Origin of the sequence: Blautia sp. AF19-1, from assembly GCF_003479155.1 — a bacterium.
Classification (GTDB): Bacteria; Bacillota; Clostridia; order Lachnospirales; family Lachnospiraceae; genus Fusicatenibacter; species Fusicatenibacter saccharivorans.
Genome location: NZ_QUGQ01000010.1, coordinates 1 through 25,293 on the forward strand (window position 1 = coordinate 1; position 25,293 = coordinate 25,293).

General features: G+C 49.9%; 19 protein-coding genes and 1 riboswitch. Of the genes, 8 read left to right on the forward strand and 11 right to left on the reverse strand.

Annotated elements, in window-relative coordinates; all coding sequences use genetic code 11:
- Positions 1-338 precede the first annotated feature (338 nt).
- The 6 genes from DWX26_RS08220 to thiC all read left to right on the forward strand — a co-directional run bounded on the left by DWX26_RS08220 (position 339) and on the right by thiC (position 6,590).
- Complete coding sequence (locus tag DWX26_RS08220; RefSeq protein ID WP_118601219.1) at positions 339-1,295, forward strand: ketopantoate reductase family protein; 957 nt, start codon at positions 339-341, stop codon at positions 1,293-1,295.
- A gap of 21 nt (positions 1,296-1,316) precedes the next feature.
- On the forward strand, positions 1,317-2,294 hold the full coding sequence (locus tag DWX26_RS08225; RefSeq protein ID WP_118601220.1) for a Gfo/Idh/MocA family protein: 978 nt from the start codon (positions 1,317-1,319) through the stop codon (positions 2,292-2,294).
- Positions 2,295-2,671: 377 nt separating this feature from the next.
- Positions 2,672-2,783, forward strand: a riboswitch (TPP riboswitch).
- Positions 2,784-2,909: 126 nt separating this feature from the next.
- Positions 2,910-3,731, forward strand: a complete 822-nt coding sequence (gene thiM / locus DWX26_RS08230; protein ID WP_022461341.1) for a hydroxyethylthiazole kinase — start codon at positions 2,910-2,912, stop codon at positions 3,729-3,731.
- Positions 3,718-4,362: a thiamine phosphate synthase gene (thiE, locus tag DWX26_RS08235; protein ID WP_055226936.1), complete on the forward strand. Its 645-nt coding sequence runs from the start codon at positions 3,718-3,720 to the stop codon at positions 4,360-4,362. Before thiM ends, thiE begins: the two co-directional genes overlap by 14 nt.
- Before the next feature lie 115 nt (positions 4,363-4,477).
- Complete coding sequence (gene thiD, locus DWX26_RS08240) at positions 4,478-5,257, forward strand: bifunctional hydroxymethylpyrimidine kinase/phosphomethylpyrimidine kinase (RefSeq protein WP_118601246.1); 780 nt, start codon at positions 4,478-4,480, stop codon at positions 5,255-5,257.
- Positions 5,258-5,282: 25 nt separating this feature from the next.
- On the forward strand, positions 5,283-6,590 hold the full coding sequence (gene thiC / locus DWX26_RS08245) for a phosphomethylpyrimidine synthase ThiC (protein ID WP_022461338.1): 1,308 nt from the start codon (positions 5,283-5,285) through the stop codon (positions 6,588-6,590).
- 86 nt (positions 6,591-6,676) lie between these two features.
- Here thiC and glpK read toward each other — a convergent pair whose 3' ends face one another.
- The 4 genes from glpK to DWX26_RS08265 all read right to left on the reverse strand — a co-directional run bounded on the left by glpK (position 6,677) and on the right by DWX26_RS08265 (position 13,633).
- Complete coding sequence (gene glpK, locus DWX26_RS08250) at positions 6,677-8,167, reverse strand: glycerol kinase GlpK (RefSeq protein WP_118601221.1); 1,491 nt, start codon at positions 8,165-8,167, stop codon at positions 6,677-6,679.
- A 137-nt stretch (positions 8,168-8,304) separates the two neighbouring features.
- Entirely contained in the window at positions 8,305-10,692 is a 2,388-nt protein-coding gene (locus tag DWX26_RS08255; RefSeq protein WP_117760478.1) for a glycoside hydrolase family 31 protein, read from the reverse strand.
- Between the two features lie 99 nt (positions 10,693-10,791).
- A complete protein-coding gene (locus DWX26_RS08260) occupies positions 10,792-12,462 on the reverse strand; it encodes a glycoside hydrolase family 13 protein (RefSeq protein ID WP_117760479.1) in 1,671 nt (556 codons plus the stop codon).
- A gap of 154 nt (positions 12,463-12,616) precedes the next feature.
- On the reverse strand, positions 12,617-13,633 hold the full coding sequence (locus DWX26_RS08265; RefSeq protein WP_022462608.1) for a LacI family DNA-binding transcriptional regulator: 1,017 nt from the start codon (positions 13,631-13,633) through the stop codon (positions 12,617-12,619).
- A 241-nt stretch (positions 13,634-13,874) separates the two neighbouring features.
- Here DWX26_RS08265 and DWX26_RS08270 point away from each other — a divergent pair, with 241 nt between their 5' ends.
- Entirely contained in the window at positions 13,875-15,515 is a 1,641-nt protein-coding gene (locus DWX26_RS08270; RefSeq protein ID WP_117760480.1) for an InlB B-repeat-containing protein, read from the forward strand.
- A 123-nt stretch (positions 15,516-15,638) separates the two neighbouring features.
- Here the strand turns inward: DWX26_RS08270 and DWX26_RS08275 are convergent, their stop codons facing one another.
- Both DWX26_RS08275 and DWX26_RS08280 read right to left on the reverse strand, forming a co-directional pair.
- A complete protein-coding gene (locus DWX26_RS08275) occupies positions 15,639-15,941 on the reverse strand; it encodes a Dabb family protein (protein ID WP_022462610.1) in 303 nt (100 codons plus the stop codon).
- Between the two features lie 69 nt (positions 15,942-16,010).
- The gene (locus DWX26_RS08280; RefSeq protein ID WP_147342020.1) at positions 16,011-16,757 is read right to left on the reverse strand and encodes an RNA polymerase sigma factor region1.1 domain-containing protein; all 747 of its coding nucleotides are present in this window, start codon (positions 16,755-16,757) and stop codon (positions 16,011-16,013) included.
- 140 nt (positions 16,758-16,897) lie between these two features.
- Here DWX26_RS08280 and DWX26_RS08285 point away from each other — a divergent pair, with 140 nt between their 5' ends.
- The gene (locus tag DWX26_RS08285; protein WP_022462612.1) at positions 16,898-17,527 is read left to right on the forward strand and encodes an HdeD family acid-resistance protein; all 630 of its coding nucleotides are present in this window, start codon (positions 16,898-16,900) and stop codon (positions 17,525-17,527) included.
- A 110-nt stretch (positions 17,528-17,637) separates the two neighbouring features.
- Here DWX26_RS08285 and DWX26_RS08290 read toward each other — a convergent pair whose 3' ends face one another.
- The 5 genes from DWX26_RS08290 to ftsZ form a co-directional block, all read right to left on the reverse strand.
- Positions 17,638-20,439 carry a glycoside hydrolase family 3 protein gene (locus DWX26_RS08290; RefSeq protein WP_117760482.1) on the reverse strand — a complete coding sequence of 934 codons (2,802 nt, stop codon included), beginning with the start codon at positions 20,437-20,439 and terminating at the stop codon, positions 17,638-17,640.
- A gap of 182 nt (positions 20,440-20,621) precedes the next feature.
- On the reverse strand, positions 20,622-21,980 hold the full coding sequence (locus DWX26_RS08295; protein ID WP_055265757.1) for a sodium-dependent transporter: 1,359 nt from the start codon (positions 21,978-21,980) through the stop codon (positions 20,622-20,624).
- A gap of 202 nt (positions 21,981-22,182) precedes the next feature.
- Positions 22,183-22,881 (reverse strand): RNA polymerase sporulation sigma factor SigE, encoded by a 699-nt coding sequence (sigE, locus tag DWX26_RS08300; protein ID WP_330377007.1) that lies wholly within the window; start codon positions 22,879-22,881, stop codon positions 22,183-22,185.
- A 42-nt stretch (positions 22,882-22,923) separates the two neighbouring features.
- Complete coding sequence (locus DWX26_RS08305; protein WP_158554986.1) at positions 22,924-23,787, reverse strand: sigma-E processing peptidase SpoIIGA; 864 nt, start codon at positions 23,785-23,787, stop codon at positions 22,924-22,926.
- 189 nt (positions 23,788-23,976) lie between these two features.
- Positions 23,977-25,158, reverse strand: a complete 1,182-nt coding sequence (gene ftsZ / locus DWX26_RS08310; protein WP_055219889.1) for a cell division protein FtsZ — start codon at positions 25,156-25,158, stop codon at positions 23,977-23,979.
- Positions 25,159-25,293: the final 135 nt, after the last annotated feature.

Here is a 25,293-nt window from a genome sequence, read left to right on the forward strand (position 1 = left end):
AATCGAGGTGTCTTTCTTTTATGCAAAATCACGAACTTGCTCATTTATAGTTCTAACCTTAGAATATGATTTCCCGGTAAAAATGCGTGCAAAAAACGAAGGAGAAACGTTCGAATTTCGTTTCTTATTTCTTCTCTTGTTTTTCTTTTGCCTTCTGTTCTTCTTTCGTCCGGATTTTGTCTTCGTACATTTTCTTTTCATTCTACAATCTACCTTATCGCTCCGTCAACACATTTAGGCTTCCTTTTCCGAAATTTTCTATTTTGAAAAACAAATTGAGGATCTCCGCAAAATTTGTTATAGTAAGGATAATTCAAACAGTTACAAAGGAGGCTATTATGAAAATAAAATCAGTTGCTGTTCTGGGCGCCGGAGCGGTTGGGTCTTATGTGATCTGGGGGCTTTCGGAGAAAAAGGACATCCGGCTTGGCGTTATCGCGTCCGGGGAACGGGCGAAGCGTCTGAAAAACAAAGGATGCAAAATTAACGATACGGTTTATCACCCGGAGGTATGGACACCGGAAGAGGCACACGGCGTGGATTTTCTGATCGTCTCGCTCAAATACGGCGCACTGCCGGGGGCTCTTGACGATATTACTGCCGTTACCGGCGAGAATACTGTGATCATGAGTCTGATGAACGGCGTGGACAGCGAGGAGATCATCGCGGAAAAAGCCGGTGCGGAGCATCTGCTTCATGCTGTTATCAAAGTAGCTTCTCATAAAGAGAATGACGGCTACGTTTTCAACCCTGAGGCGACGCTCGGCATCATTTTCGGCGAAGTTTCGGCGCCGTACGACAGTGAGCGTGTGCAGGCTGTTCTGGATCTGTTCTCCGGCACAGGGCTGCATTACCGGGCAACCGATTGTATTTTAGAGGAAATATGGAGCAAATTCCGGCTGAATGTCTGCAATAACCTGCCGCAGGCTATTCTCGGTGCCGGGGTCGGCTGCTACCGCGACAGTGTGCATATGAAGGCGATCAGCGACGGACTCCGCGCAGAACTGATGGCGATTGCGGAGGCAAAGGGAATTGATATCAACAAGGCGGATGTCTCCTCGGGACGCGGAAGTGCGGTTCCGCCGACGGCGCGCTACTCGACGCTCCAGGATCTCGATGCGGGACGCCATACGGAAATTGATATGTTCTCGGGTGCGCTGATCCGCATGGGAAAAGAGCTGGGAATTCCAACGCCTTACAATGAATTTACGTACCATATGATCAAAGCACTGGAAGAGAAAAACGACGGACGGTTTGACTACAGCGGAAGCGAAGAACCGCTCTGGGCGAAATAGATACGATAGGAGAATCTCACGATGAAAGAAATCAAATGGGCTGTACTCGGATGCGGTGTGATTGCAAATGAAATGGCGGTCGCACTGCAGAAAAACGGAAAGAATATTTACGCGGTCGGCAACCGGACCCATGAGAAGGCGGCTGCTTTTGCGGAGAAATATGGAATTGGAAAAGTTTACGATGATTTCCATGAGATGTTTACCGATCCGGAGGTCGATGTCATTTATATCACGACGCCGCACAACACGCATCTTGGCTTTATGAAAGAGGCGATTGCCAATGGAAAACACATTCTCGTTGAGAAATCGATTACACTGAACAGTGACGAGCTCGACGAGGCCATAGCGCTTGCGAAAGAAAAAGGTGTCATCATCGGAGAGGCAATGACGATTTACCATATGCCGATCTACAAAGAGCTGAAAAAATTTCTCGACTCCGGCCGTCTCGGCAGAGTCAATCTGATCACGATGAACTTCGGCAGTTTCAAAGAGTACAACATGAAGAACCGCTTCTTCAACCGGAATCTCGCAGGCGGCGCGATGCTTGATATCGGCGTATACGCACTCTCCTTCATCCGCTGGTTCTTCGACTCCAAGCCGGATCAGCTCCTTTCCCAGGTAAAGCCCGCTCCGACCGGTGTGGACGAGCAGGCCGGCCTCCTTCTCACCAATCAGGAAGGACAGATGGCAAGTGTGATGCTCTCTCTCCACTCCAAACAGCCGAAACGCGGCATGGTTTCCTGTGAGAACGGATTTATCGAGATCATGGAGTACCCGCGTGCCTGGGAAGCAAAAATCACAGACGCTTCCACTGGCGAATCCAAAATCATCAAAGCCGGTGACAACGCCGATGCACTCGCCTATGAGCTCGCCGACATGGAACGCGCCATCAATGGAGATGTATCTGCCATGCACCTCGACTACACGAAGGACGTCATGGATCTGATGACCTCCTTCCGCAGAACCTGGGGCTATACGTACCCGGAGGAAGAAAAATAAGATTCGTACATCAAAAGCCCCTGCCCGGCACACATCAGATGCCGGGCAGGGGCACTTCTTTTCACCTGCAATACTCTGCAATTTTCTTTTTCAGTAATTCCGCATTAATCGGCTTTGCGATATGCACGTTCATGAGGATCAGGTCGAAGGTGTATTCCGGGCTGTCCTGGTAGAGTTCAAGCTTCTTTGTTCTTCCATCGTTTCACCCGTCTTCCACGCATATTTTATACTTCATTTTACGCTGATATTATTTTCTCTGTCAACCCAAATAACATTACATTTCCAATATTTTGCATGTCTTTTTTATTTTTCTGAAATTTTTTTAAATCTTCCGTTTTTCTCTTGCACAATTGTTTTTATACGTATATAATTGTCTGCAGAAAGCAAAGGGGAGCTCGCGTGCGAAGCGGGCTGAGAGTAGGATGCATCTCCTAGACCCTGAACCTGATTTGGGTAATGCCAACGTAGGGAGATACGATATGCACATTTTCTGCAGATATACCTCCACGTATATCTGCTTTTTTAATCTCTATGAACACATCATCAACAGGTTCTTCCAGTATCACAAGGGAATTTGCTTCTGCAAAAATACTCACACAGGAGGAACAAAAAATTATGTTAGGCACTTGTCTTGACAATGTCAGAAAAACAACCCCTCTCGTACACAACATCACAAATTACGTTACGGTAAACGATGTCGCCAATATTCTGCTGGCATGCGGCGCAAGCCCGATCATGTCCGATGAACCGGAGGATGTCGAGGATATCACCTCCATCTGCGGCGGTCTGAACATCAACATCGGAACGCTGCACAGAACGAGCATCGACGGCATGTACCGTGCCGGTGCAAAAGCAGCTTCGCTCGGCCACAAAATCCTGCTCGATCCAGTCGGCGCAGGCGCAAGCCACTTACGTACTTCGACCGCAGTCGGACTGATGGAAAAAATCCCGTTCACCGTCATCCGCGGAAATATTTCCGAAATCAAAACACTGGCACTCGGAAGCGGAACGACAAAGGGTGTTGACGCAGACGTTGCCGATAAAGTAACAGACGAAAACCTCGACAGCGCCGTTGCTTTTGCAAAAAACTTTGCGAAAGACCACAACTGTGTTGTCGCCATCACAGGAGCGATCGACCTCGTTGCCGATGCTGACACCTGCTACGTGATCCGCAACGGACGCGCCGAGATGGGAAGCATCACCGGAACAGGCTGCCAGCTCTCCGGCATGATGACCGCTTACCTCGTTGCCAACCCGGACGAGCCGTTAAAAGCCGCTGCTGCCGCTGTCTGCGCGATGGGACTTGCCGGCGAGATCGGCTGGAGCCATATGAAACCGGAAGACGGCAACTCCACCTACCGGAACCGCATCATCGACGCCATCTACCACATGGACGGCGAGACGCTGGAGAAAGGTGCAAAGTATGAAGTGCGATAAAAAAGGCCTGCTTTTATATGCTGTGACAGACCGCAGCTGGCTGAACGGCGAGACACTGTACAGCCAGGTGGAAAAGGCTCTGCAGGGCGGCGCAACGTTTATCCAGCTCCGCGAAAAAAATCTTGACCAGGATCACTTTATGGAAGAGGCACTGGAACTGAAAAAACTCTGTGCCGCATACCATGTTCCTTTCGTCATCAACGATAACGTGGAAATCGCAGCTAAGATGGATGCGGACGGCGTTCATGTCGGCCAGAGCGATATGGAGGCCGGCGATGTCCGTGCAAAGCTTGGCCCGGACAAGATCATCGGCGTTTCGGCGCAGACCGTGGAACAGGCCATTCTCGCCGAGCAGCGCGGGGCAGATTACCTCGGCGTCGGCGCGGTCTTCCACACCGGTTCCAAGGCGGATGCGGAGGATGTCAGCCACGAAACGCTGACTGCTATCTGCAATGCCGTTAAAATCCCTGTCATCGCCATCGGCGGCATCACACGCGATAACGTGACGGAGCTTTCCGGCAGCGGCATCTGCGGCATCGCCGTCATCAGTGCCATTTTTGCACAGAAAGACATTGTTTCCGCAACGAAGGATCTGAAAGAACAGACTCTGCGCATGCTGGAAAACAAATAATTTTACGTAACCATTCATCCTCACACCAGGCGGCAGACTGGGGGCACCACTTTCTTTGTCGCCTGTCCAAAAAGAAAAGTAATGCAAAGGAGTAATTCTCATGGACGCGAAAAACATGAAAACAGCATTAACAATCGCGGGAAGTGATTCCAGCGGAGGCGCCGGCATTCAGGCAGACATCAAAACCATGATCACAAACGGAGTTTACGCCATGTCGGCAATTACCGCACTCACCGCCCAGAACACCACCGGAGTTTCCGGTATTTTCGATGTAACACCGGAGTTTCTGGCCGCACAGCTTGACGCCGTCTTTACGGACATCTTCCCGGACGCCGTCAAAATCGGTATGGTATCCTCCCCGGCACTGATCGAAGTCATCTCCGAACGGCTTCGCTTCTACCAGGCCAAACACATCGTTGTGGACCCGGTCCTCGTCGCTACAAGCGGCTCCGCGCTCGCTTCGGGCGGCGTGCCTGACCTGATGAAAAAACTGCTCTTTCCTCTGGCTGAAGTCATCACACCGAATATCCCAGAGGGAGAAGTTCTCTCCGGCATCAAAATCCAGTCGGAAAGCGATATGGAACGCGCCGCAAAAGAGATCGGGGATTCCTGCGGCTGTGCCGTTCTGTTAAAGGGCGGCCACAGTATCAATGATGCCAACGATCTTTTATATCACAACAGCACATTTACCTGGTTCACCGGAAAACGCATCGACAATCCGAACACACACGGCACCGGCTGTACACTCTCCAGCGCCATCGCATCGGGGCTCGCAAAGGGGCTTTCCCTTCCGGATGCCATTTCCGCCGCAAAAGAGTATATTTCGGGCGCACTCGCGAGCATGATGGATCTCGGCCACGGCTCGGGACCGCTGAACCACGCTTACCGGATCTGATTTTGAAAATAAAGGAGAACAACAAATGGAACGCAATTACGCAACACAGATGGACGCCGCACGCCGCGGCATTGTAACACCGGAGTTGAAAAAAGTCGCAGAAAAAGAGTATATGGCCGTGGAAGACCTGATGCCGCTCGTTGCCAGCGGAAAGGTTGCCATTCCGGCCAATAAGCTGCACACCTGCATCGACCCGGAGGGCATCGGCTCGATGCTGCGCACGAAAATCAATGTAAATCTCGGTGTTTCGAAAGACTGTAAAGATTACGATGTGGAGATGCAGAAGGTACTCTCCGCGGTCAATATGGGCGCAGAAGCCATCATGGACCTGTCGAGCCACGGCAATACGCAGCCGTTCCGGCGGAAACTGACCTCCGAATGTCCAGCCATGATCGGCACCGTGCCGGTATATGACAGTGTGATCCATTACCAGAGAGACCTGGATACGCTGACCGCCAAAGATTTTATTGACGTCATCCGCCTCCATGCCGAGGACGGTGTCGATTTCGTCACCCTGCACTGCGGCATCACCAGAAAAACCATCGATCAGATCCGCAAACACAAACGGAAAATGAATATTGTTTCCCGCGGCGGCTCCCTCGTGTTCGCCTGGATGTGCATGACCGGCGAGGAGAATCCGTTCTACGAGTATTACGATGAGATTCTCGATATCTGCCGTGAATACGATGTGACCATTTCTCTCGGCGACGCCTGCCGTCCTGGCTGCCTTGCCGACGCAACGGATGTCTGCCAGATTGAGGAGCTGGTGCGCCTCGGCGAACTCACCAAACGTGCCTGGGAGAAAGACGTTCAGGTTATGGTTGAGGGACCGGGCCACGTTCCGATGGATCAGATTGCGGCCAACATGAAAGTACAGCAGACCATCTGCATGGGCGCTCCGTTCTATGTCCTCGGACCTCTTGTGACCGATATTGCACCGGGCTATGACCACATCACCGCTGCCATCGGAGGCGCAATTGCCGCTATGAACGGCGCTGCTTTCCTGTGCTACGTAACGCCGGCAGAGCATCTGGCTCTTCCGAACCTCGATGACGTAAAGCAGGGCATCATCGCAAGCAAAATCGCCGCACACGCTGCCGACATTGCCAAAGGCGTGCCGCATGCGCGTGATATTGACGACAAGATGGGAGACGCCCGCCGCGTGCTCGATTGGGAAGCACAGTGGGACTGTGCACTGGACCCGGAGACTGCAAAAGCCATCCGTGCTGACCGCTCGCCGGAACAGGAAGATACCTGCTCGATGTGCGGTAAATTCTGTGCCGTGCGAAGCATGAACAAAGCTTTAAACGGCGAACATATCGACATTCTTTAACATCAGTAGACAAGAAGTCACAGTACGCGAAAAGGAACGGTTTTCATTACGAAACCGTTCCTTTTCTGCATTTCCAAAATCTTTTTCTATTTCGCCCATCCTTCGGCGTAACGGACTGCTTTGTGCCATCCGTTCATCTTCTCATCGCGCTCCTCTTTCGAGAGCTCCGGCTCAAATATACGGTCAATGGCTCCGTTCTGTTTTACCGTCTCCTGATCCGGCCAGTAGCCGACGGCGAGTCCCGCAAGATAAGCTGCTCCCATCGCGGTCGTCTCGATGCAGCACGGCCGCTCCACCGGCGCCTGGCTGATGTCCGCCTGGCACTGCATCAGAAAATTGTTGGCGCTTGCTCCGCCGTCCACACGCAGTGCGGAGAGCTTCATGCCGGAATCTGCCTCCATCGCTTTTAAGACATCATCCACCTGATATGTGATCGACTCTAGCGTTGCGCGGATCACATGGTATTTGTTGACGCCGCGGGTCAGGCCGAGAATGGTTCCTCTCGCATACTGATCCCAGTACGGTGCGCCAAGGCCGGTAAACGCCGGTACGACGTAGCAGCCGTTCGTGTCGTTCACCTTCTGCGCCATGTACTCGGAATCCGCCGAGGACTCGATCAGCTTCATCTCATCGCGCAGCCACTGGATTGCGGCTCCGCCGACAAAAATGGATCCCTCGAGCGCATACGTAATCTTGTCCCCGATACCCCATGCAATCGTGGTAACAAGACCGTGTGTCGAAGAAACCGGCTTTTCTCCCGTGTTCATCAGCAGGAAGCAGCCTGTTCCGTATGTATTTTTCGCTTCGCCCGGCGCATAGCAGGTCTGGCCGAACAGCGCCGCCTGCTGGTCTCCCGCTGCTCCCGCAATCGGAATCGGGCCGCCGAAATATGTGGATGCCGTCTCCCCGTAGACACAGCTCGACGGGCGGACTTCCGGCAGCATACAGAGCGGAATGTTCAGCTCTTTTAAGATATCCTCATCCCATTTCAGTGTATGGATATTGAACAGCATTGTACGGGACGCGTTGGTGTAATCGGTGACATGTACCTTTCCCTTTGTCATCTTCCAGATCAGCCACGTCTCCACTGTTCCGAAATAGAGATCGCCTCGCTCCGCCCGCTCGCGCACGCCCGGAACTTCATCTAGAATCCATTTCAGCTTCGTGGCTGAAAAATACGCATCAATCACAAGACCTGTTTTCTCCCGGAAACGGTCAACCAGTCCGCGCTCCATCAGGGAATCGCAGTATTCCGATGTTCTGCGGCACTGCCATACAATTGCATTGTAGACCGGCTCTCCCGTCTTTTTGTCCCAGACGATCGTCGTCTCTCTCTGGTTTGTGATGCCGATTGCCGCGATATCCTCGTAGGACGCGCCCGCTTTCTGCATTGCCTCCACGGCTACACCGAGCATCGTGGACCAGATTTCATTGGCATCGTGCTCCACCCAGCCCGGTTTCGGGAAACGCTGGGTAAACTCCTTCTGCGCAAGGCTTACGATCTGTCCTTTCTGATCAAACAGAATACAGCGGTTGCTCGTTGTGCCGGCATCAAGTGCCATGATGTATTTTCCCACGTTTAAAAATCCTCCTGTCTCACATTTCAAGAAGAGAGCCTGACAGAATCCACTGCCACGCTCTCTTCCTTTTCTTTGTATGTATCGTATCACAGAATTCTTTTTCTGTAAATCAAATCGTGTTTTTCTGCAGCAATTTATGCCGTAATGATCTCCAGCAGCGCACCGCGCAGATCGTTTGAAAGTTCCATGCTCTGCAACTCTGCAGCCAGAATTGCTACCTTTCCGTCCGCTTTGTGAAGAAGATTTGCGATCTGCTCTTTGGTGATGTAGCTGATTTCGGCGTGCAGCAGCAGATCCATCGCACGTGTCATGACATCGTTCTTTGCAATCTCCGTATCTTCCGGCAGACAGATTGTCACGGTATCCTGTGGTTTTACATCTGCCACTGCGATAGCAAGAAGTCCGTCTTTCTCTTTGACTTCTGCATCCGCTTCCACGCCGTTTACAAAGACCTTTGCCTCTTTTGCACTACTTCCACCGAATTCTACGCAATATGTTCTGCTTTCCGGAACAAGGCTCTGATTGCCCTCAACCGGTGCAATTGTAAATTTTCGTGCACCCCATTCGAGCGTCATCGGCGTTTTTGCACAGTCATTCTTCTCATACGCCATGGAAGTATTGTCATCCTCGTACAGAATAAATGTATTATCTGCACCCGCATAAACGCGTACCGTCAGCTCATCCGGGTTAGATTCTACATCCAGCGCACTGATCTTCTCTGTCATCGGGATGATCGCACCTGCTTTCGCAAGAACCGGGATTTCCTCCAGCGTACGGTACAGATCCATACTTCTGCCGCCCTCATAAATCATTCCGTTGAAGAAATCAAACCAGGTTCCCTCCGGCAGCCATACCTTCGTCTTGGCACGCTTCAGCTCCGGAATGCATTTCGTTGTCACCGGTGTTACCATCAGCTCACTTCCGAAGAAGTACTGATTCGGTGCCTGATTTTTGCCCCAGAAAACCGTCTCCGGGTAATCATAATACATCGGAACAACGATCGGTGTATCTTCTTTCCATGCACGGTAGTTCATCGTGTACAGATACGGTACGAGTTTATGACGCAGACGAAGGAAATCATCCATTGTGCTGCGCACTTCCATACTGAAGTTCCAAGGCTCTTTTCCACTGAAGGCACTGTTAGAGCTGTGCAGACGGTTGATCGGAGAAAAGACTCCGTACTGATACCATCTTGCTTCAAGCTCATCGTCACGGTAGCCAAGCATATGGCCGCCGATATCATGACTCCACCATCCGTAGCCGATGTTGGAGGCTGTGCTGGTAAAGTATGGCTGGAAATCCAGGGATTCCCAGGTGATGTGGGTGTCTCCGGAAAATCCGACCGGATAGCGGTGGGAGCCCGGTCCTGCATAGCGGGAGAAGGTCATCGGACGTTTTCCGTCTCTTCCACTGTCAAGAAAATGATAGTGATTCAGCATCCACAGCGGATCAAGACCCTCGATCTTGGTACTCTGTCCCTGCTGCCAGTCAATCCACCAGAAATCGACGCCCTCTTTTTCCATCGGATGATGGACTTTTTCGAAATATACATCGACAAATTTCGGATCGGCAATGTCAAAATTGACCGGCTCTTCTTTTTTTGCATCCACTCCCATAGCTTCTGCTACTTCCGGATAGCAGTCCTCATACGCACGAATTCCGTCTGCCGGATGGACATTCAGTGTTGTCTTCATGCCGCGTGCATGGAGTTTTCCAAGAAAACGCTCCGGATCCGGGAAGAGTTTTTTATTCCAGCTATAGCCGGTCCAGCCGCTGCCGTATTTCGGATCCACATCGTCTACACGGTGCCAGTCCATATCGATAACAGCAACCGAGAATGGAACGTTCTCTTTGTCGAAGTCTTCCATCAGTTTCATATAAGATGCTTCACTGTAACGCCAGTAACGGCTCCACCAGTTTCCGAGTGCAAATCTCGGAAGCATCGGAGTTTTGCCGCAAAGGTGATAAAAATCCTTTAATGCCAGGCGGAAATTCCAGCCATAGCCGAAGAAGTACAGATCCTGCACTCCTTTCTTTCTCGGGGTCACCCAACCGTCCTCTGTCATCAGAAGCGACTTCGAATCATCCAGAACAGCGGAACCAAACCAGGACATGATACCAGGTTCCAGTTCGCATGCTCCGTTGACCTGATCAAGCGTACGGGCCGTTCCTCCAAGATCCTGTGTCGGATCTCCGTAATGCCATGCCGGTACAGAACTGATGCCGACTGCCGTTGTTTTGCAGGAAAGTCCGTTTGCAGAGAATGCCTTTTTGTTGTAATTCAGCTGCAGATACTTTGTGCGCAGCTCCAGCTCATCGCCTGTGTCTTTGACGGAAAATTCCACTGCTGGAAAATCACGGTTTACAACCGTCTGGGATGCTGCATCGATAAATTCACCGTCCTCACTGTATTCCAGCCGAAGAAGATGCTCTGTCAGTACTGTGATACGGTATTTATCGCCTTTTATCACATTCTCGGGATTTGCAAGTGGATGTGTCTCCAATTTCAGATATGGTTTCATATTTTGTTTTTCCCTTTCTTATCTTACCAGTTCTTGCCCTATTTTGAGAACGGGAATCTGTGACAAAAGTCCGTTCTGCCTCAGATTCCTCTGCATTTTTTATTTTGTCTCCAGAACAACCGCCTCATACGCGCGCAGTTTTCGTACCCCCGCTGCCGCGCCGTCCTGCGGATAGTTGCTGATCAGTACCTCTGCTCCCGCAAAGGTTTCCGGAACCGTGTATTCCTGCTCCTCTTTTGTAAAATTGCACATCACGAGGAGTTTCTGGTCGCCTAAGGTTCTGGTATATACATACAGTGCCTCGTCCTCCGGATCGAGCAGCTCGTACGTTCCGTAAACCATGATATCCTTCTCTTTCCGGAGATGAATCAGTTTCTTGTAATAATTGTATACAGAATCCGGATCCGCCATCTCATTCTTGGCATTGACGGTCTCGTAATCCGGTCCGACCTTGATCCACGGTGTTCCTGTGGTAAATCCTGCCGAAGCGGTATCATCCCACTGCATCGGAGTTCTTGCATTGTCTCTTCCGCGCAGGTTCAGGTAGCGCATCATGTCGTCCGGCGCTACTTTTCCGGCACCGGTCAGCTCGTGGAACGCGTTGATGCTCTCAATATCGCGGAACTCGGACAGATCGTGGAACGGAACATTCTTCATGCCAAGCTCATCGCCCTGGTATACATACGGGGTACCCTGCATCATATGAAGGCAGGTTGCCAGCATTTTGGCACTTACCACACGGTATTCCGGTGAATCATCGCCGAAACGGGACAGGCAGCGCGGCTGGTCGTGGTTTCCAAGGAAGAGGCTGTTCCATGCCTTGCCCTCAAGCTCCGTCTGCCATGCTGTCATGACGCGTTTGAAATCTTTGAGCGGTACGCGTTTGTCCGTCCATTTGCCGTATGTTCCGCTTGCCAGATCTACCAGCTCGAACTGGAATACCATACTGAGCTCTTTGCCGTCTGCGGATGCATATTTTTCTGCCTCCTCGATCGTGACACCGGCACACTCACCAACCGTCATCAGATCGTATTTGGAGAGGACTTCCCTGTTCATCTCCTGCAGATACTCATGAACGTGCGGTCCGTTTACGCAGCCGGAATCACCGTAGAGTCCGCCCTCCGGAATTTTTCCGTCCGGCAGCCCTTCCGGTTTGGAGATCATGCTGATAACGTCCATCCGGAAACCGTCAATGCCTTTTTCACACCACCAGTTCATCATATCGAAAACTTCTTTTCGAACCGCCGGGTTCTCCCAGTTCAGATCAGGCTGTTTTGTTGAGAACAGATGCAGGTAATACATCTCTGTCTGCGGATCGTATTTCCATGCGGAACCGGAGAAGCAGCTTCCCCAGTTGTTTGGCTCTTTTCCCTCTTTTGCATCACGCCAGATATAATAATCGCGGTATGGATTGTCTTTCGATTTGCGGCTCTCCACGAACCATTTGTGTTCATCTGAAGTATGATTGACAACAAGGTCCATGACCAGCCTGATGCCTCTTTTATGCATCTCCGAAAGCATGCGGTCAAAATCCTCCATTGTTCCGAACTCCTGCATGATTGCCCGGTAATCGCTGATATCATATCCATTGTCATCGTTTGGTGACTGGTACACCGGAGACAGCCAGATAACATCCACGCCAAGATCCTTCAGATAATCCAGACGGGATGTGATACCATTTAAATCTCCGATACCGTCTCCGTTGCTGTCCATGAAGCTGCGCGGATAAATCTGATACACTACGGCTTCTTTCCACCATTTTTTGTCCATTTTTTTACCTCCTTTATTTCATCCCCAGAACGTGTCTGGTTCTTTAATTCTGTCGTTTGCAAGCACATTTTACCATACCTCACGGTGATTTTTCAATAGTTTTGCGCAAAACCAGCAGTTTCTACAAGAGTTTTTCTGTAAATTTGGTAACTATTTACTTCGTCAGATCTCTTACCGACTCCCTCTCCACCAGCGTTGTCGGCAATGGCGGAATATCTTTTTGTACCGGCTCATCCTGGATCAAGTGCATCAGGACTTCTACGGCACGGCGTGCTTTTCCATCCACCATCTGATGCACGGTAGTCAGCTTCGGCCGCGCAAGTGTCGCATAGGTAACATCATCAAAGCCCGCAATTGAAATTTCCTCCGGAACCTTTATTCCCCTGTTCTGCAGAAAGTTGGATGCTTCAAGTGCATAGTAATCCGATGAAAAAAAGAGCGCTGTCTGTTTTTTGAAGAACGGAAGCATCTCCTCATATGCCTTCTCCCTCTGCTCTGGATTCCACGGGATCACAATATGGCGACTTTCAAAGTCCTCAATTCCCGCCTCCTCCATTGCCTGACGCACACCGAGCCACCGATAGTGGTCAACCCCGAGATCGCAGTCGGATAAAAAGAGAAATTTTTTATGTCCCTTTCCAATCAGGTACTGACTCATCTGGTACGCACCGCCGCGGTCATCCATCGTAATGGAGCGGACTCCAAGTTCCGGCGGGAGATACTGATCAATGGTTACCAGCGGTTTTCCGAGACGTTCCGAGAGCTCTGCAATCTCCTTTTCCTTCAGAGCCATCGCAATCATGCCGTCAAAATTCCAGCCGAGCGCCTGCTGCATAATATCGTCCTGCTCATGGCGCGCAACCAGCATCATATAGTAGCCGTGTTCCCGGATCTGATACTCCAGATTTCCGAGCATTGCCGACACAAAGGGATCCTCAAAGGAAGATGCATTTCCTTTCTTCATGAAACCAAGCGCCACACCAATGAGACCGGAGCTGTTGTTCGCCAGCATGCGCGCGCTGATACTCGGCACGTACTCCATCTCCTTTAAAATCCGGTTGATTTTCTCGACCGTCGCCTTTGAGACGCGCCCTGTCTTTCCGTGTATTACATTCGAAACCGTCGTCGGGCTGACCCCTGCGCGGTCTGCTATATCTTTGATTCTAATCATCGGTTCTCTGCCTTTCCTTTTTCTTCACAATTTTCTGAATTCTGTTATGTTTATTTTACCAAGACGGCAAAATGTTTACAACTACTTTGCATCGGCAAACACTACAAAATTATTACATTTTCTTAAACGATATGTAAGAAAATCTCCATCCCTCCTTCATTTACTTTCCGCCGGTTCCGTGGTAAGATAGGATGACAGAAAAAGTTCACCTTTTTTCTGTAAGAAAGGACCTACACATCATATGCGGCTTGCATTTACAAATTTTTCGATAAAATCTCCCACTGGCAAGAAATCCGGCCGTTTTTTTCTTGCCCTTTTTCTGGGTATTTTTCTCTTCCTCGCTCATCCCATACTCTGTCAGGCTGGTTTTGCCTCCAGTACGCCGTTTACCGGTGCCTCCTGGGAACTGGTCGGGGAATATCCGATTCTCGGCAGCAACGGCGCGGTGCAGTCCGTCTGTGCGACGGAAGATTATATCATCTGCATCGAAAATTTTAATGATCTGACGACAGAGCCGGACGTAGTCTCTGCCTACTATAAAAATGATACAGACGCAGACGGAAATCCCGTTACGCAGTATTCCCTCGCGCATCAGGTAAGGGACGCAGACTTTGCTCACGCAAACGGTATGGCATACAATCCCGTCACACATGAAATCCTCGTGAGCGGCTACAGCAGCCCGGATGCTTCCAATTACGGATGTATCTTCCGCCTCGACCCGGATACTCTCGAGCAGAAAGAGCGGATCCAGCTCTCGACAAGCTACAATATTCTCGGTATTGATTATCTTCCCTCCACCGGCGGCTATCTGATCCAGACCGATGCGGACGGCGGCTACGGCTTTAAACTCCTCGATGCCTCACTTCAGGTGATGGATGACTGGGGCACGTATCCCTTCGATTTTTACATGGAAAACTTTCAGGATCTCTGTGTTTCCGGCGATCTCTTTTTTCTTTTTCCGCTGACGATGCATCTCGGAATCGGAAACTTTATCCAGACATACTCGCTCTCGCAGAAAACACTGCTTGCGGACGACACGGTTGATTTTGGCTTTTCCGACGATATCACCATCAATGAACCAGAGGGCCTCTGTGAGACAAATCCTGGGGAATTTATTGCGATTGTAAACGTAACAAAGGCAGATGGTGGACGGTACGTGCAGTTCTACCGCACCCGGGTGCCGTATCTGTTCACGGTTTCCACTTCCGCGGCGGAGCATGGCTCGGTGTCCGAGGGCGGGGAAGTTTCCAGCGGAGAGGAAAAAACCGTTTCCTACACGGCAGACGAAGGCTTCCGGCTCGCGAAGCTCTCGGTGGACGGCTTGTATCTGCCGGTGACGGAATATCCGGACAGCTACACATTTTCCGATATCCAGAAGGATCATACCCTTGCCGTAACGTTTGAACCGGTTCCGACGGCGACACCGACGCCGACTGCCACTGCGACGCCGACCGAAACACCGGCCATAACCCAGACACCGGAACCGGCCATTTCCAAAGCACCGGCATCATCCACGGTTTCCTTCTCATCTGTGGCTTCCCATTTCGCAGCGTTCTGGAAAGGCACTGTGCATGCCGCTTCCTGGTTCCGCCATCTTGCCTCGGCCGGTGCATCCCTTTTTGCCCGTATCCGGAAGGCAGATCCTGTTTTTCTGGCGATGCCGTTTGTCCTTCTCGTTCTGATTCTGCTCTTTGTCCTCCGCCTGCGGTATGTCCGCCGCATCCGGCGGGAGCGGTCGCGGAAAGCGCTGGAACACAGAAGAAGAACGTACGAAGAACTGGTCAGAGAATTTACGGAAAATCCGAAGGACGAAAAGGTTTCCATCGATGAGCTGCTGCTTACAATTGACGAACTGCAGAAGGAAGAACAGAAAAACACTTAAATGAAACGTATTCACCAGATCAGGAATTGATCTTCTCGGCACAAAAAAAGTATCCCGTTCCTTTTGGGGAAGCGGGATACTTTTTTATTTAAACGGGCAACGAGCTAAAGTCCGTGCTTGTTTTTACTCTTCGTAATCGAGTGCTGCACGCTCCGTTGTGTACGGACGTACATAGGTGTCTGCTACTTTTACGTGCTCCGGATGTTTTGCATATACAGCTACATCCTCTGCTTTTTCCAGTGTTGTGACAAGTGCCATATCATGGGTGGAAGATGCAAGCGGTGCTTCTACAAAGTCAACCGTCAACAGTCCCGGCACTTTGCCGACCAGGCTTTTCAGGTTCTCTGCCATCGCTTTTTTCAGCTCCGGTTTCTTTGCATCCTCTACTTCCGGTTTGAATTTCCACATAACAATATGATGTACCATTGTATTTTTCTCCTTTGCTTTTGTTTTATTGCCAATTCACACAGTTTCTGTGCAAATACCAGCCTTTTGTTACGGCTCTTCGCCTGCAATCCGCAGAATATCCTCAATCTCTTCCACGGACATGTCAAGATACGCGGAAAGCTCTGCCACACTGAAATCCATGTCATCGCCGTCGGAGAGTTCCTCGATGGCGTCTTTTAAGCGGTTTACTTTATTGACTACAGTATTGTCCTTGTGTTTCTGAACTCTGTGTTCTTCCATGAAATCGCTGATCGTCTCACGCACAGCCGCATCAATCGCCTGCTCCGCCGTCTCAGCTTTTACAACGGACTCCAGCGCTACTAAAAGTCCGACATTTCCCTCCTGCACCAGATCCATCAGGAAGAAATCGCGGGTGTGCATTTCTTTTGCGGTCTCAATAACTTTCGGAAGCCAGAGCTGCACGAGCATGCTCTTTGCAAGGGAATCGCCCTCTGCCGCTTTCCGGTAAAGCTCTGCCGTTTCTTCCTCCGACGGTGTTTCTGTCTCCGGCAGTTCGTCAAGATACTGCTGTAAGGCACGCAGCTCCTCCTCGGAAAACTCCGGTTTTTTCTTTTCTTTTTCGGTCTCCTCCGGCACGACGCCCGGCTCATAATCTGCCACATCGACCTGCTCCATCGTCAGATATTCGCAGACAAAGGTGACTTTCTGCTCATCCAGTGCAAAGTCTTCAAAAAAGTCTCTGACTTCTTTCATCGTTACTTTATTTTCATGGTCTCTGGCGTATGACAGCAATTCGGAGAGCTTCTCCTGGAACTTTTTCTGTTCGTCCTGCATCTTTTTTACCCTCTCTTTCTTCCGTTTCACGATTCCATTTCTTCGTACATTTTTTTCAATTTGTCCATTGCTTTTTCTGCTTTGAAAAGCTACTATAAAAGCAAACGAAAAACCACATTCAAGTGGAAAGGAGAATCCTTATGAAACAATTTTTTCAGGATGTGAAAAACAGTTTCCTGCTTTCAGCCGCTGTCTCTATTATACTAGGTATCGTGCTGATCGTCTACCCCGTAAAAACGAGTTTGCTGATCTGTTATATCGCCGGAGCACTGCTCCTGTTTGGCGGCGTTGTTGCGTTGATCCGCTACATTGCAAGCCGCGGCGAGCCGTTTTTCTTCCGCTACGATCTGTTCGTTGCCCTGGTACTGATTCTGTTCGGCTGCTTCGTTATCTTTGAAAGTGACCTTGTAATCGCATTCATCCCGGTTGTCATCGGTATCATCCTTCTGGCAAACGGACTGCTCAGCATTCAGAAGGCGTTCAACCTCAAAAAAACAGGGCTGGAAAAATGGTGGCTTGAGTTCCTGCTGGCTCTTTTAACCAGCGTTCTCGGCATCATCATCTGTACCAATCCGTTTGATGCCGTTGCAACCACAAACATTTTCATCGGTATCTGCCTTGTCTACAGCGGCATTTCCGATCTTGTCACCACCTACTACATGGGCCGCGCAAAACGCCGGATCAAAAACGTCATCCAGACCGAGATCAACCAGCAGAAAATCCTGCACGATGACAATGTGATTGATGTGGATGAGGACGAGCTTCACTAAAAAACAGCTTCTTCCATAAAAATCTTCTTTCATACGAAAAACCGGAACCCGGCACCGCTTCTAAGCAGCGGCTCCCGGGTTCCGGTTTTTCTCTGTATTTCTTTTTTTATTTATTCCTCGTGTTTGCTCAGCGCTTCCATGCCTTCTCTTAATTTCAGACGAATCTTGCCAAGCTGCATGCCGTTTGCACCGAAATACAGTTTCAGATAGTGATTAGATCCAAAGAAGAAGCCAAGATCTCTGGTCTCTTTGATCCACTCGCCTTTTGTTCCACGGATGCTGATAACGGTTTTTACAATATTGTCGATATATACTGTAACGGAAAGCTGTGCCAGGTCTTCGAGGTCTGCTTTCATTTCCATCTCGATATCATAAGTTCCCATTTTATCTGCCAGAATGGAAACACCGCAGACTTCGCTTGTTCCTTTTTTATTTTCCCATGCGGAAGCGTCAATGACAACATCACCTGTTTCCGGATCTGCCTCATACGTTACCAGGTCTGCTGCAACAAAATCGTTATCTCCCTGCTGCTCCTGTGCTTCTTTTTCTTCCTCGCTGATGCGGTCAAGGAAACGTAAAATACATGGTGTTCCAAGAATGAAGTGAAGGACATTCATGGCATTTCTCTGCAGATCACCTCTTGTGATTTCACCTTTTTCCAGTGCTTCTTTCACATCATCCTGGCTCATATCGGTGCAGTCATTGCATACCATGAAGACATCATTTCCGGCGGATACCATCGGTGCATGTGTCGTTCTTGTTGCCTCGTATCCTTCACGGTTCGACATTGCCCACCAGTCGGTCATAACAAATCCATCGTAGTTCCACTCACCACGGAGAATGGTGGTTAACAGATCGTAGTTTCCTGCGGTCCAGATACCGTTGACCGGTCCATATGTACTCATAATGGATCTTGCGCCGCCTTCTTTGACTGCAATTTCATATCCTTTCAGATAGATCTCGCGCAGTGCACGCTCGGAAACAACCGCATTTACGGTGTGGCGCTTCGACTCCTGGTTATTACCGCAGAAGTGTTTGATGGTTCCGGTTACATCGGATTTTTCCATACCAAGAATCTGTACAGCACTGATCCATCCGGTCAGGTACGGATCCTCGGAAATATACTCAAAGTTACGTCCGTTTAACGGATTTCTGTGAATATTCATACCAGGTCCAAGAAGCGCATCGACACGGTTCTGTCTCATTTCGCGTCCTGCCATCTCGTACAGGTCTTCTACCAGCGGAAGATCGAACGTACAGCCAAGCAGCGTACCGTTTGGCATGGAGAAGGCTTTTGTTCCGCAGTCAAAACGAAGTCCGGAAGGACCGTCGGTACAGCAGGATGCCGGAATGCCAAACTCCTGTAATTCCGGTGTCAGACCGCCAAAAGCAGCTGCGGTTCCAGGCGTTACTTTCGGGCTGCACATACCCTCGCCGCGGAACATGCAGATCAGATCATCATCGGAAAGCTGTGCCACGAATTCTTCCATGGTTACTTTCTTATCCAGCACATCGCCCAGCTTATAGCCTTTGTCTCCGGTGTACGGAATCGGCTCCATACGGTTCTCTTTCATGCGTTTTGCCGGATCTACGGTGCGCAGCGGGGCTGCCTCGTATCCCGGTTTTAATGTGCCGTCCTCACCTGCAACGGCTTTCATACGCTCAAACGCTTCGACCGGCGCCATTGCCTCGGTCAGCGTCTCAACCACTTTAAACGGCTGCTCGTAAGCGCCTGCGAAAGCTGCACTTCTGACATCGCTTCCGACATAAAACTCATAGCTGCCCTCTTCGAGTACGTAGCAGGATTTGTGTCCCGTTGCACCGCTGTCATCATAGGATGCGAAGCTTTCTTTTGCCACATTGATGGTCACGGTCTCTTTTGCTCCAGGAGCTAAAATACCGGTCTTTGCAAAGCCGACGAGTGCGCGGGCTGGTTTTCCAAGAACGCCCTGTGGAGCTTTTACGTATACCTGAACAACTTCTTTACCGGCCGTTTTTCCTGTATTCTCTACGGTTGCCGTTACGGTTACCTGATCGACGTCTTTCTCTTTCGCCTCTGCGGTTACTGCAAAGGTTGTGTAGGAAAGACCAAATCCGAACGGATATAATACTTTGTCTTTTGCAAAAGTCTCAAAGTAGCGGTATCCTACATAGATATCCTCTTTGTATTCGTTTCTTACTAGATCGCCAAAGCAGCTGGTCGACGGATAATCCTCAATATTTTCTGCGATGGTATCCGTCAGTTTACCGCACGGGCTGACTCTTCCCATCAGCACATCGGCAACGCCGTTTCCACCTTCCTGACCGCCCTGCCATACGTAGAGAACAGCTGCAGGATTGCACTCTTTCACCCATTTCATGTCGATGATATTTCCGACATTCAGCACAACGATCGTTCTTGCAAACGCTTTGCTGACTTTCTCTACCATCTCACGCTCGGTATCTGTCAAGAGATAACTGCCCGCCTCGTTTTTGTTGTCCTGGTCCTCACCTGCGGTACGGCCTACAACAACAATAGCTGCATCGGCGCCTTTTGCGCTCTCCACAATCTCGTCGGTGAGCTCCATCTCTTTCTGGGACCACGGCACTTTTCCCCAGCCCTGGCCTTCGTCGTATGGATTTTCCTCGATCCATTTCTCATATGTTCCAAGAAGATTCTCATCGAGCGTGATGTCTTTTTCTTCTTTTAAGGCATCCAGAATGCCAACCACATATTTGGTGTTGACGAGTCCGCCGGAGCCCAGTCCGCTCTTATAATAATGGAATGCAATTCTTCCGAAAACGGCTACTTTATCCCCCTTGCGAAGCGGAAGCGCCTCGTTGTCATTTTTCAGAAGGACACATCCCTCTGCTGCTGCCTGACGGGCAAGCGCTACGTATTCTTCGAAATCCAATGGTGTAAATTTTCCCATATTGTTCCCCTTTCTCCTGCATACTTTTCTATCCAACATGTGCCGGAACACCCAAAGGAAATCCCGGGTTCCGGCACATGACTGGCTTCTTGTCTTTTATTATCTCGTATTTTCTGCTTTTTTTCCAGTTCTTTTCTTATCTTTTTTCTATCTGATATTGACCTTTTTTCTTCTCTTTTTGCTTATCCAATCAGTCCCTGGACAATTAATACAAGAAGCAGCAGCGGAAGGATATACGTAAGGTATAATCGCATCCAGTCCGGCACTTTCAGACCATCGCCCTTACTTGCCTCTGCCTGGTAATTTTTAAATCCCCATCCCCACTTTGATGTACAGAATAAAAGATAGATCAGTGAACCGACCGGCAGCAGAAGGTTGCTGACGATAAAGTCCTCAAGATCGAGAACTGTGCTTCCTGCGCCGAGCGGCTGGAATCCGGACCACACATTGTAGCCGAGTGCACACGGCAGGGATCCTAAAATGATCAGAATGCAGTTGATGACTGCTGACTGTTTTCTGGAAACACCGAAAATCTCGGAAAAGCAGCACATGATGTTCTCGAATACAGCGATGATAGTGGACAGTGCCGCAAAGAACAGAAACAGGAAGAAAAAGCTTCCGAAAATCCGTCCGCCCTTCATCGAGGTGAAGATGTGCGGCAGTGTCATAAAGATCAGCTTCGGGCCGCTGTCCGGCTGTACGTGATAGGAAAAGCACGCCGGGAAAATAATAAGACCTGCGGTGATGGCTACAAACGTATCGAGCACCGCAATATTGATCGCCTCTCCGAGCAGCGATTTTCCTCCGTTTAAGTAGCTTCCGAAAATCAGCATTGCGCCGATACCAAGACTTAACGTAAAGAATGCCTGGCTCATCGCGCTTGTGATAATGTGGAACAGTCCCACCTGTTCAATCTGCTGCTTGTCCGGCACCAGATAAAATTTCAGACCCTCTTTTGCGCCTGGCATTGTAAAGCTGTAAACCGCAAGGAAAATCATAACGACCATCAGTACAATCATCATCACTTTTGTGACACGCTCCACACCATTCTGCAGACCAACAGAGCAGATCAGAAAGCCTGCAATCGTGATCAGCAGCATCGTGATGACAAGAATAGACGGAGATGAAAGCATCTCATTGAATTTTCCAGTTACAGCGTCCCCCTTAAGGCCACTGAATTTTCCGGTTAAAAAGCTGTAAAAATAATACAGCATCCAGCCTGCAACAACCGTATAGAACATCATCAGCAGATAGTTTCCGATGAGGGCAACGTATCCATGGATATGCCACTTCTGCCCTTTCTTCTCCAGTTCCCCATACGCGCGCACGGTACTCTTTTTGCTTCCTCTTCCGATGGCAAGCTCCATCGACAGAATCGGAACTCCCATAATGGCAAGGAACAACAGATAAAACAGCACGAAAATGCCGCCTCCGTTGTTTCCTACCATGTACGGGAATTTCCATACATTTCCGATGCCGATGGCACAGCCTGCCGAAAGCAGAAGAAAGCCAAGGCGCGATTGGAATGTCTCTCGTTCCATTTCTTTTATTTCCTCCCTTTTTTCTTCGTACAAAACTCAGATTTCAGAACGGCACCGTTCTGCCGTTCTGTCCGGTTTGTCTTCCTGTTTTGCACTATGCTTTCTATTATACTTTTCTTATCAGAAAAAGACAAGCAATTGCTTAGGGCGTGTTTGAAAAATTTTTTTAAACACGCCCTGAGAAAGGAAATTTTTCTATTCTTTATTCATACCGCGCAATCTCTTTCCGCAGCCGTTTCATAATCCGTTTTTCCAGCCGCGAAATATACGACTGTGAAATTCCAAGAAGATCCGCGACTTCTTTCTGCGTTTTCTCCCGCCCCTCTGGCATATTGATGCCAAACCGGAGTTTCACGATCACCTGCTCCCGCTCAGAGAGCTTGCTGATTGCGCTTCCCAGCACGCGATGTTCCGCCTCCTGCTCGAGCCCCTGATAGATCACATCCTCCTCCGTTCCGAGGATATCCGACAAAAGAAGCTCATTTCCATCCCAGTCTACATTGAGCGGCTCATCGATCGAGACCTCCATCCGTGTCTTGTTATTTCTCCGCAGATACATCAGAATCTCGTTCTCAATGCACCGGGACGCGTACGTGGCAAGCTTGATCTTTTTTTCCGGATTGAACGTGTTAATTGCCTTGATGAGGCCGATGGTTCCAATCGAAATCAGATCCTCCACACCAACTCCTGTATTATCAAATTTCTGTGCAATGTAGACGACGAGACGCAGGTTGTGTTCGATCAGCTCGCTCCTTGCCGTCTCGTTTTCCGGATCGGAAAGCCCCGCAATCGCATCGGCCTCCTCCTGTCCTTCCAAAGGCGCCGGGAGAACATCTGTGCCCCCGATATAAAAAATTTCTCCTGTCTGACGAAATACAGCCGGCACGGACCGCGGCAGCATACGAAGCCGGAATCCGTTTGGCAGTGCAGCCTGCAGCATACTTCATTCCTCCTGTCCTTCCATGAGATCTGGATGCAAAATTATTTCATAGCCCCTGGGAGATGAACTATTTTCTCCGCCAAGCGCAATCAGCGGTCCGCTTATGTGCCTGGCTGTATGTTCTGTCACAAGAATCATTTCCGAGATCCGGATCACCGGCAGAAAGCCCCGGCCTTCCAGTCCGCGAAACGGTATGTAACGGGGCTGCAGCGCAAGAAGCCGTTCCGGCTCCGGCACCGTCTCGTGCCTTGCAAGCGCCGCAATCCCTGTCCGCATTTCGTCCGGGAACAATTCGAGTATCACAGTGTACGGTACGACCGAGACCGGCTTTTTGGTTGTGGCATCCCGCAAAGTATTGCCCGTGTCGTACAGTCCTTTTACTTTTTTCCATTTCCCATTCTGCACAAGCTGTACCGTAACCTGCCTGGCGTGTTCCAGGAGCATCTCCTTTCGGATCTTCAGCAGGAGGAGTGTTCCCGCATATGCGGCACTCCCGGAAAGAAGAAAAAGAAAAATTCCCCTTCCCGGCATCAGCTCCCGGAACAGGCGGTATGCACTGCCGATCAGAAAACCGGACAGTATATAGCCTGCCATTCCCACCACAAGATCCCGTACTGTCGTGATTCTGCAGCCAGATTTCACCATCCCTGTTGTAATTCCGATTCCGACCAGGGCGAGCAGCGCACCCGGCAGATACCGTGCAAACACGGCATACAGCACCGCATAACCGGCGCCGAGCGCGGCTGCCGCAAAACTCCTTCTTCGCGTGGCAGATCGTTTCAGAAGAAAGGAGGAAAGGCGCAGAATAGTATAATTCAGCAGAAGATTCTCTGCAAAGAGAAGATCCAGAAAGATCTCATAGTGCAAAAAAACACCCCCTGCGCCTTTTGCATGGTCTGAATTTCTAACAGACCCTATTATAGACGGAAGGGGGTGAATTTTTTGTCGTTTTCGGAAGAATGACCTTCTTTTTTGATCAACAAACTTCGACACGCCGCAACATTTTCGGTCTGCGGCGTGTCGAGGTAAATTCGTTATTTGCTTATTATTCTTTGCTTATCTGCGGTTTCTTAAGAAATCCGGGATCTGGATGTCCTTTTTCGGAACATTGCTTGTCATGGTCTGCTGAGCCTGTACCTGCGGCTGCACCTGAACCTGTGGCTGCGGCTGTACCGGAGCGGAAGCTTTCGGAGCAGTGTGTACCGGAGCGGCTGCCTGTGCAGAGAAGCTGCTGCTGGAAAATGCGCTCTTTCTTGCATCTGCCGGCTCTTTGCGGGATACGCTTGCCTGTTTCGCCGTTGCATCGTTGAGACCTGTTGCGATAACGGTGATCTTCGCTGTATCGGTAACAGAATCATCATACATAGCACCGAAGATGATGTTTGCATCCTCTCCAGCCAGATTCTGTACGTAACTTGCAGCATCGTTTGCATCCATAAGGGAGATATCTCCGGAAATGTTGATGATAACGTGGCTTGCACCCTCGATGGTGGTCTCAAGCAGCGGACTGGAAACAGCCTGCTGTACAGCCTCGAGCGCTTTGTCGTCGCCCTTTGCCTCGCCGATACCGATGTGGGCGATACCCTTGTCGGTCATAACGGTCTGAACATCTGCGAAGTCGAGGTTGATGAGTGCCGGCAGGTTGATCAGGTCTGTGATGCCCTGTACGGCCTGCTGCAGAACCTCGTCTGCTTTCTTTAATGCCTCCGGCATGGTTGTCCGGCGGTCTACGATTTCAAGAAGTTTGTCGTTCGGGATCACGATCAGGGTATCTACGTTTTCCTCGAGTTTTTCGATTCCCATCAGCGCATTGCTCATACGGGTTCTTGCCTCGAATTTGAACGGTTTTGTTACAACGCCGACAGTCAGAATGCCCATTTCTTTTGCAACGCCTGCTACAACCGGTGCTGCACCTGTTCCGGTTCCGCCGCCCATACCGCAGGTGACGAATACCATATCAGCGCCTTCCATGATCTGTTTGAGCTCTTCGATGCTCTCCTCGGCTGCTTTCTCTCCAACCTCAGGTTTTGCTCCTGCGCCCAGTCCCTTGGTCAGCTTCTCGCCGATCTGGAGAATGGTAGGTGCCTTACAGAGGGTCAGCGCCTGTTTATCGGTGTTGATTCCAACGAATTCAACGCCGCCGATGGATTCCTCCACCATTCTATTTACAGCATTATTTCCTGCACCACCTACACCGATTACGATAATCTTTGCAGATGATTCTGCCTCATTTGTCATGATCTCTAACAATTTCAACTTCCTCCTTTTGATTATGAACTGCTGTCTATCTCAAAATAGTCTGATATTCTGATGGTCATACATAAAGATATAATATAATTTCTTCGGAAAATAATCAACTGTTTTTTTCGTATT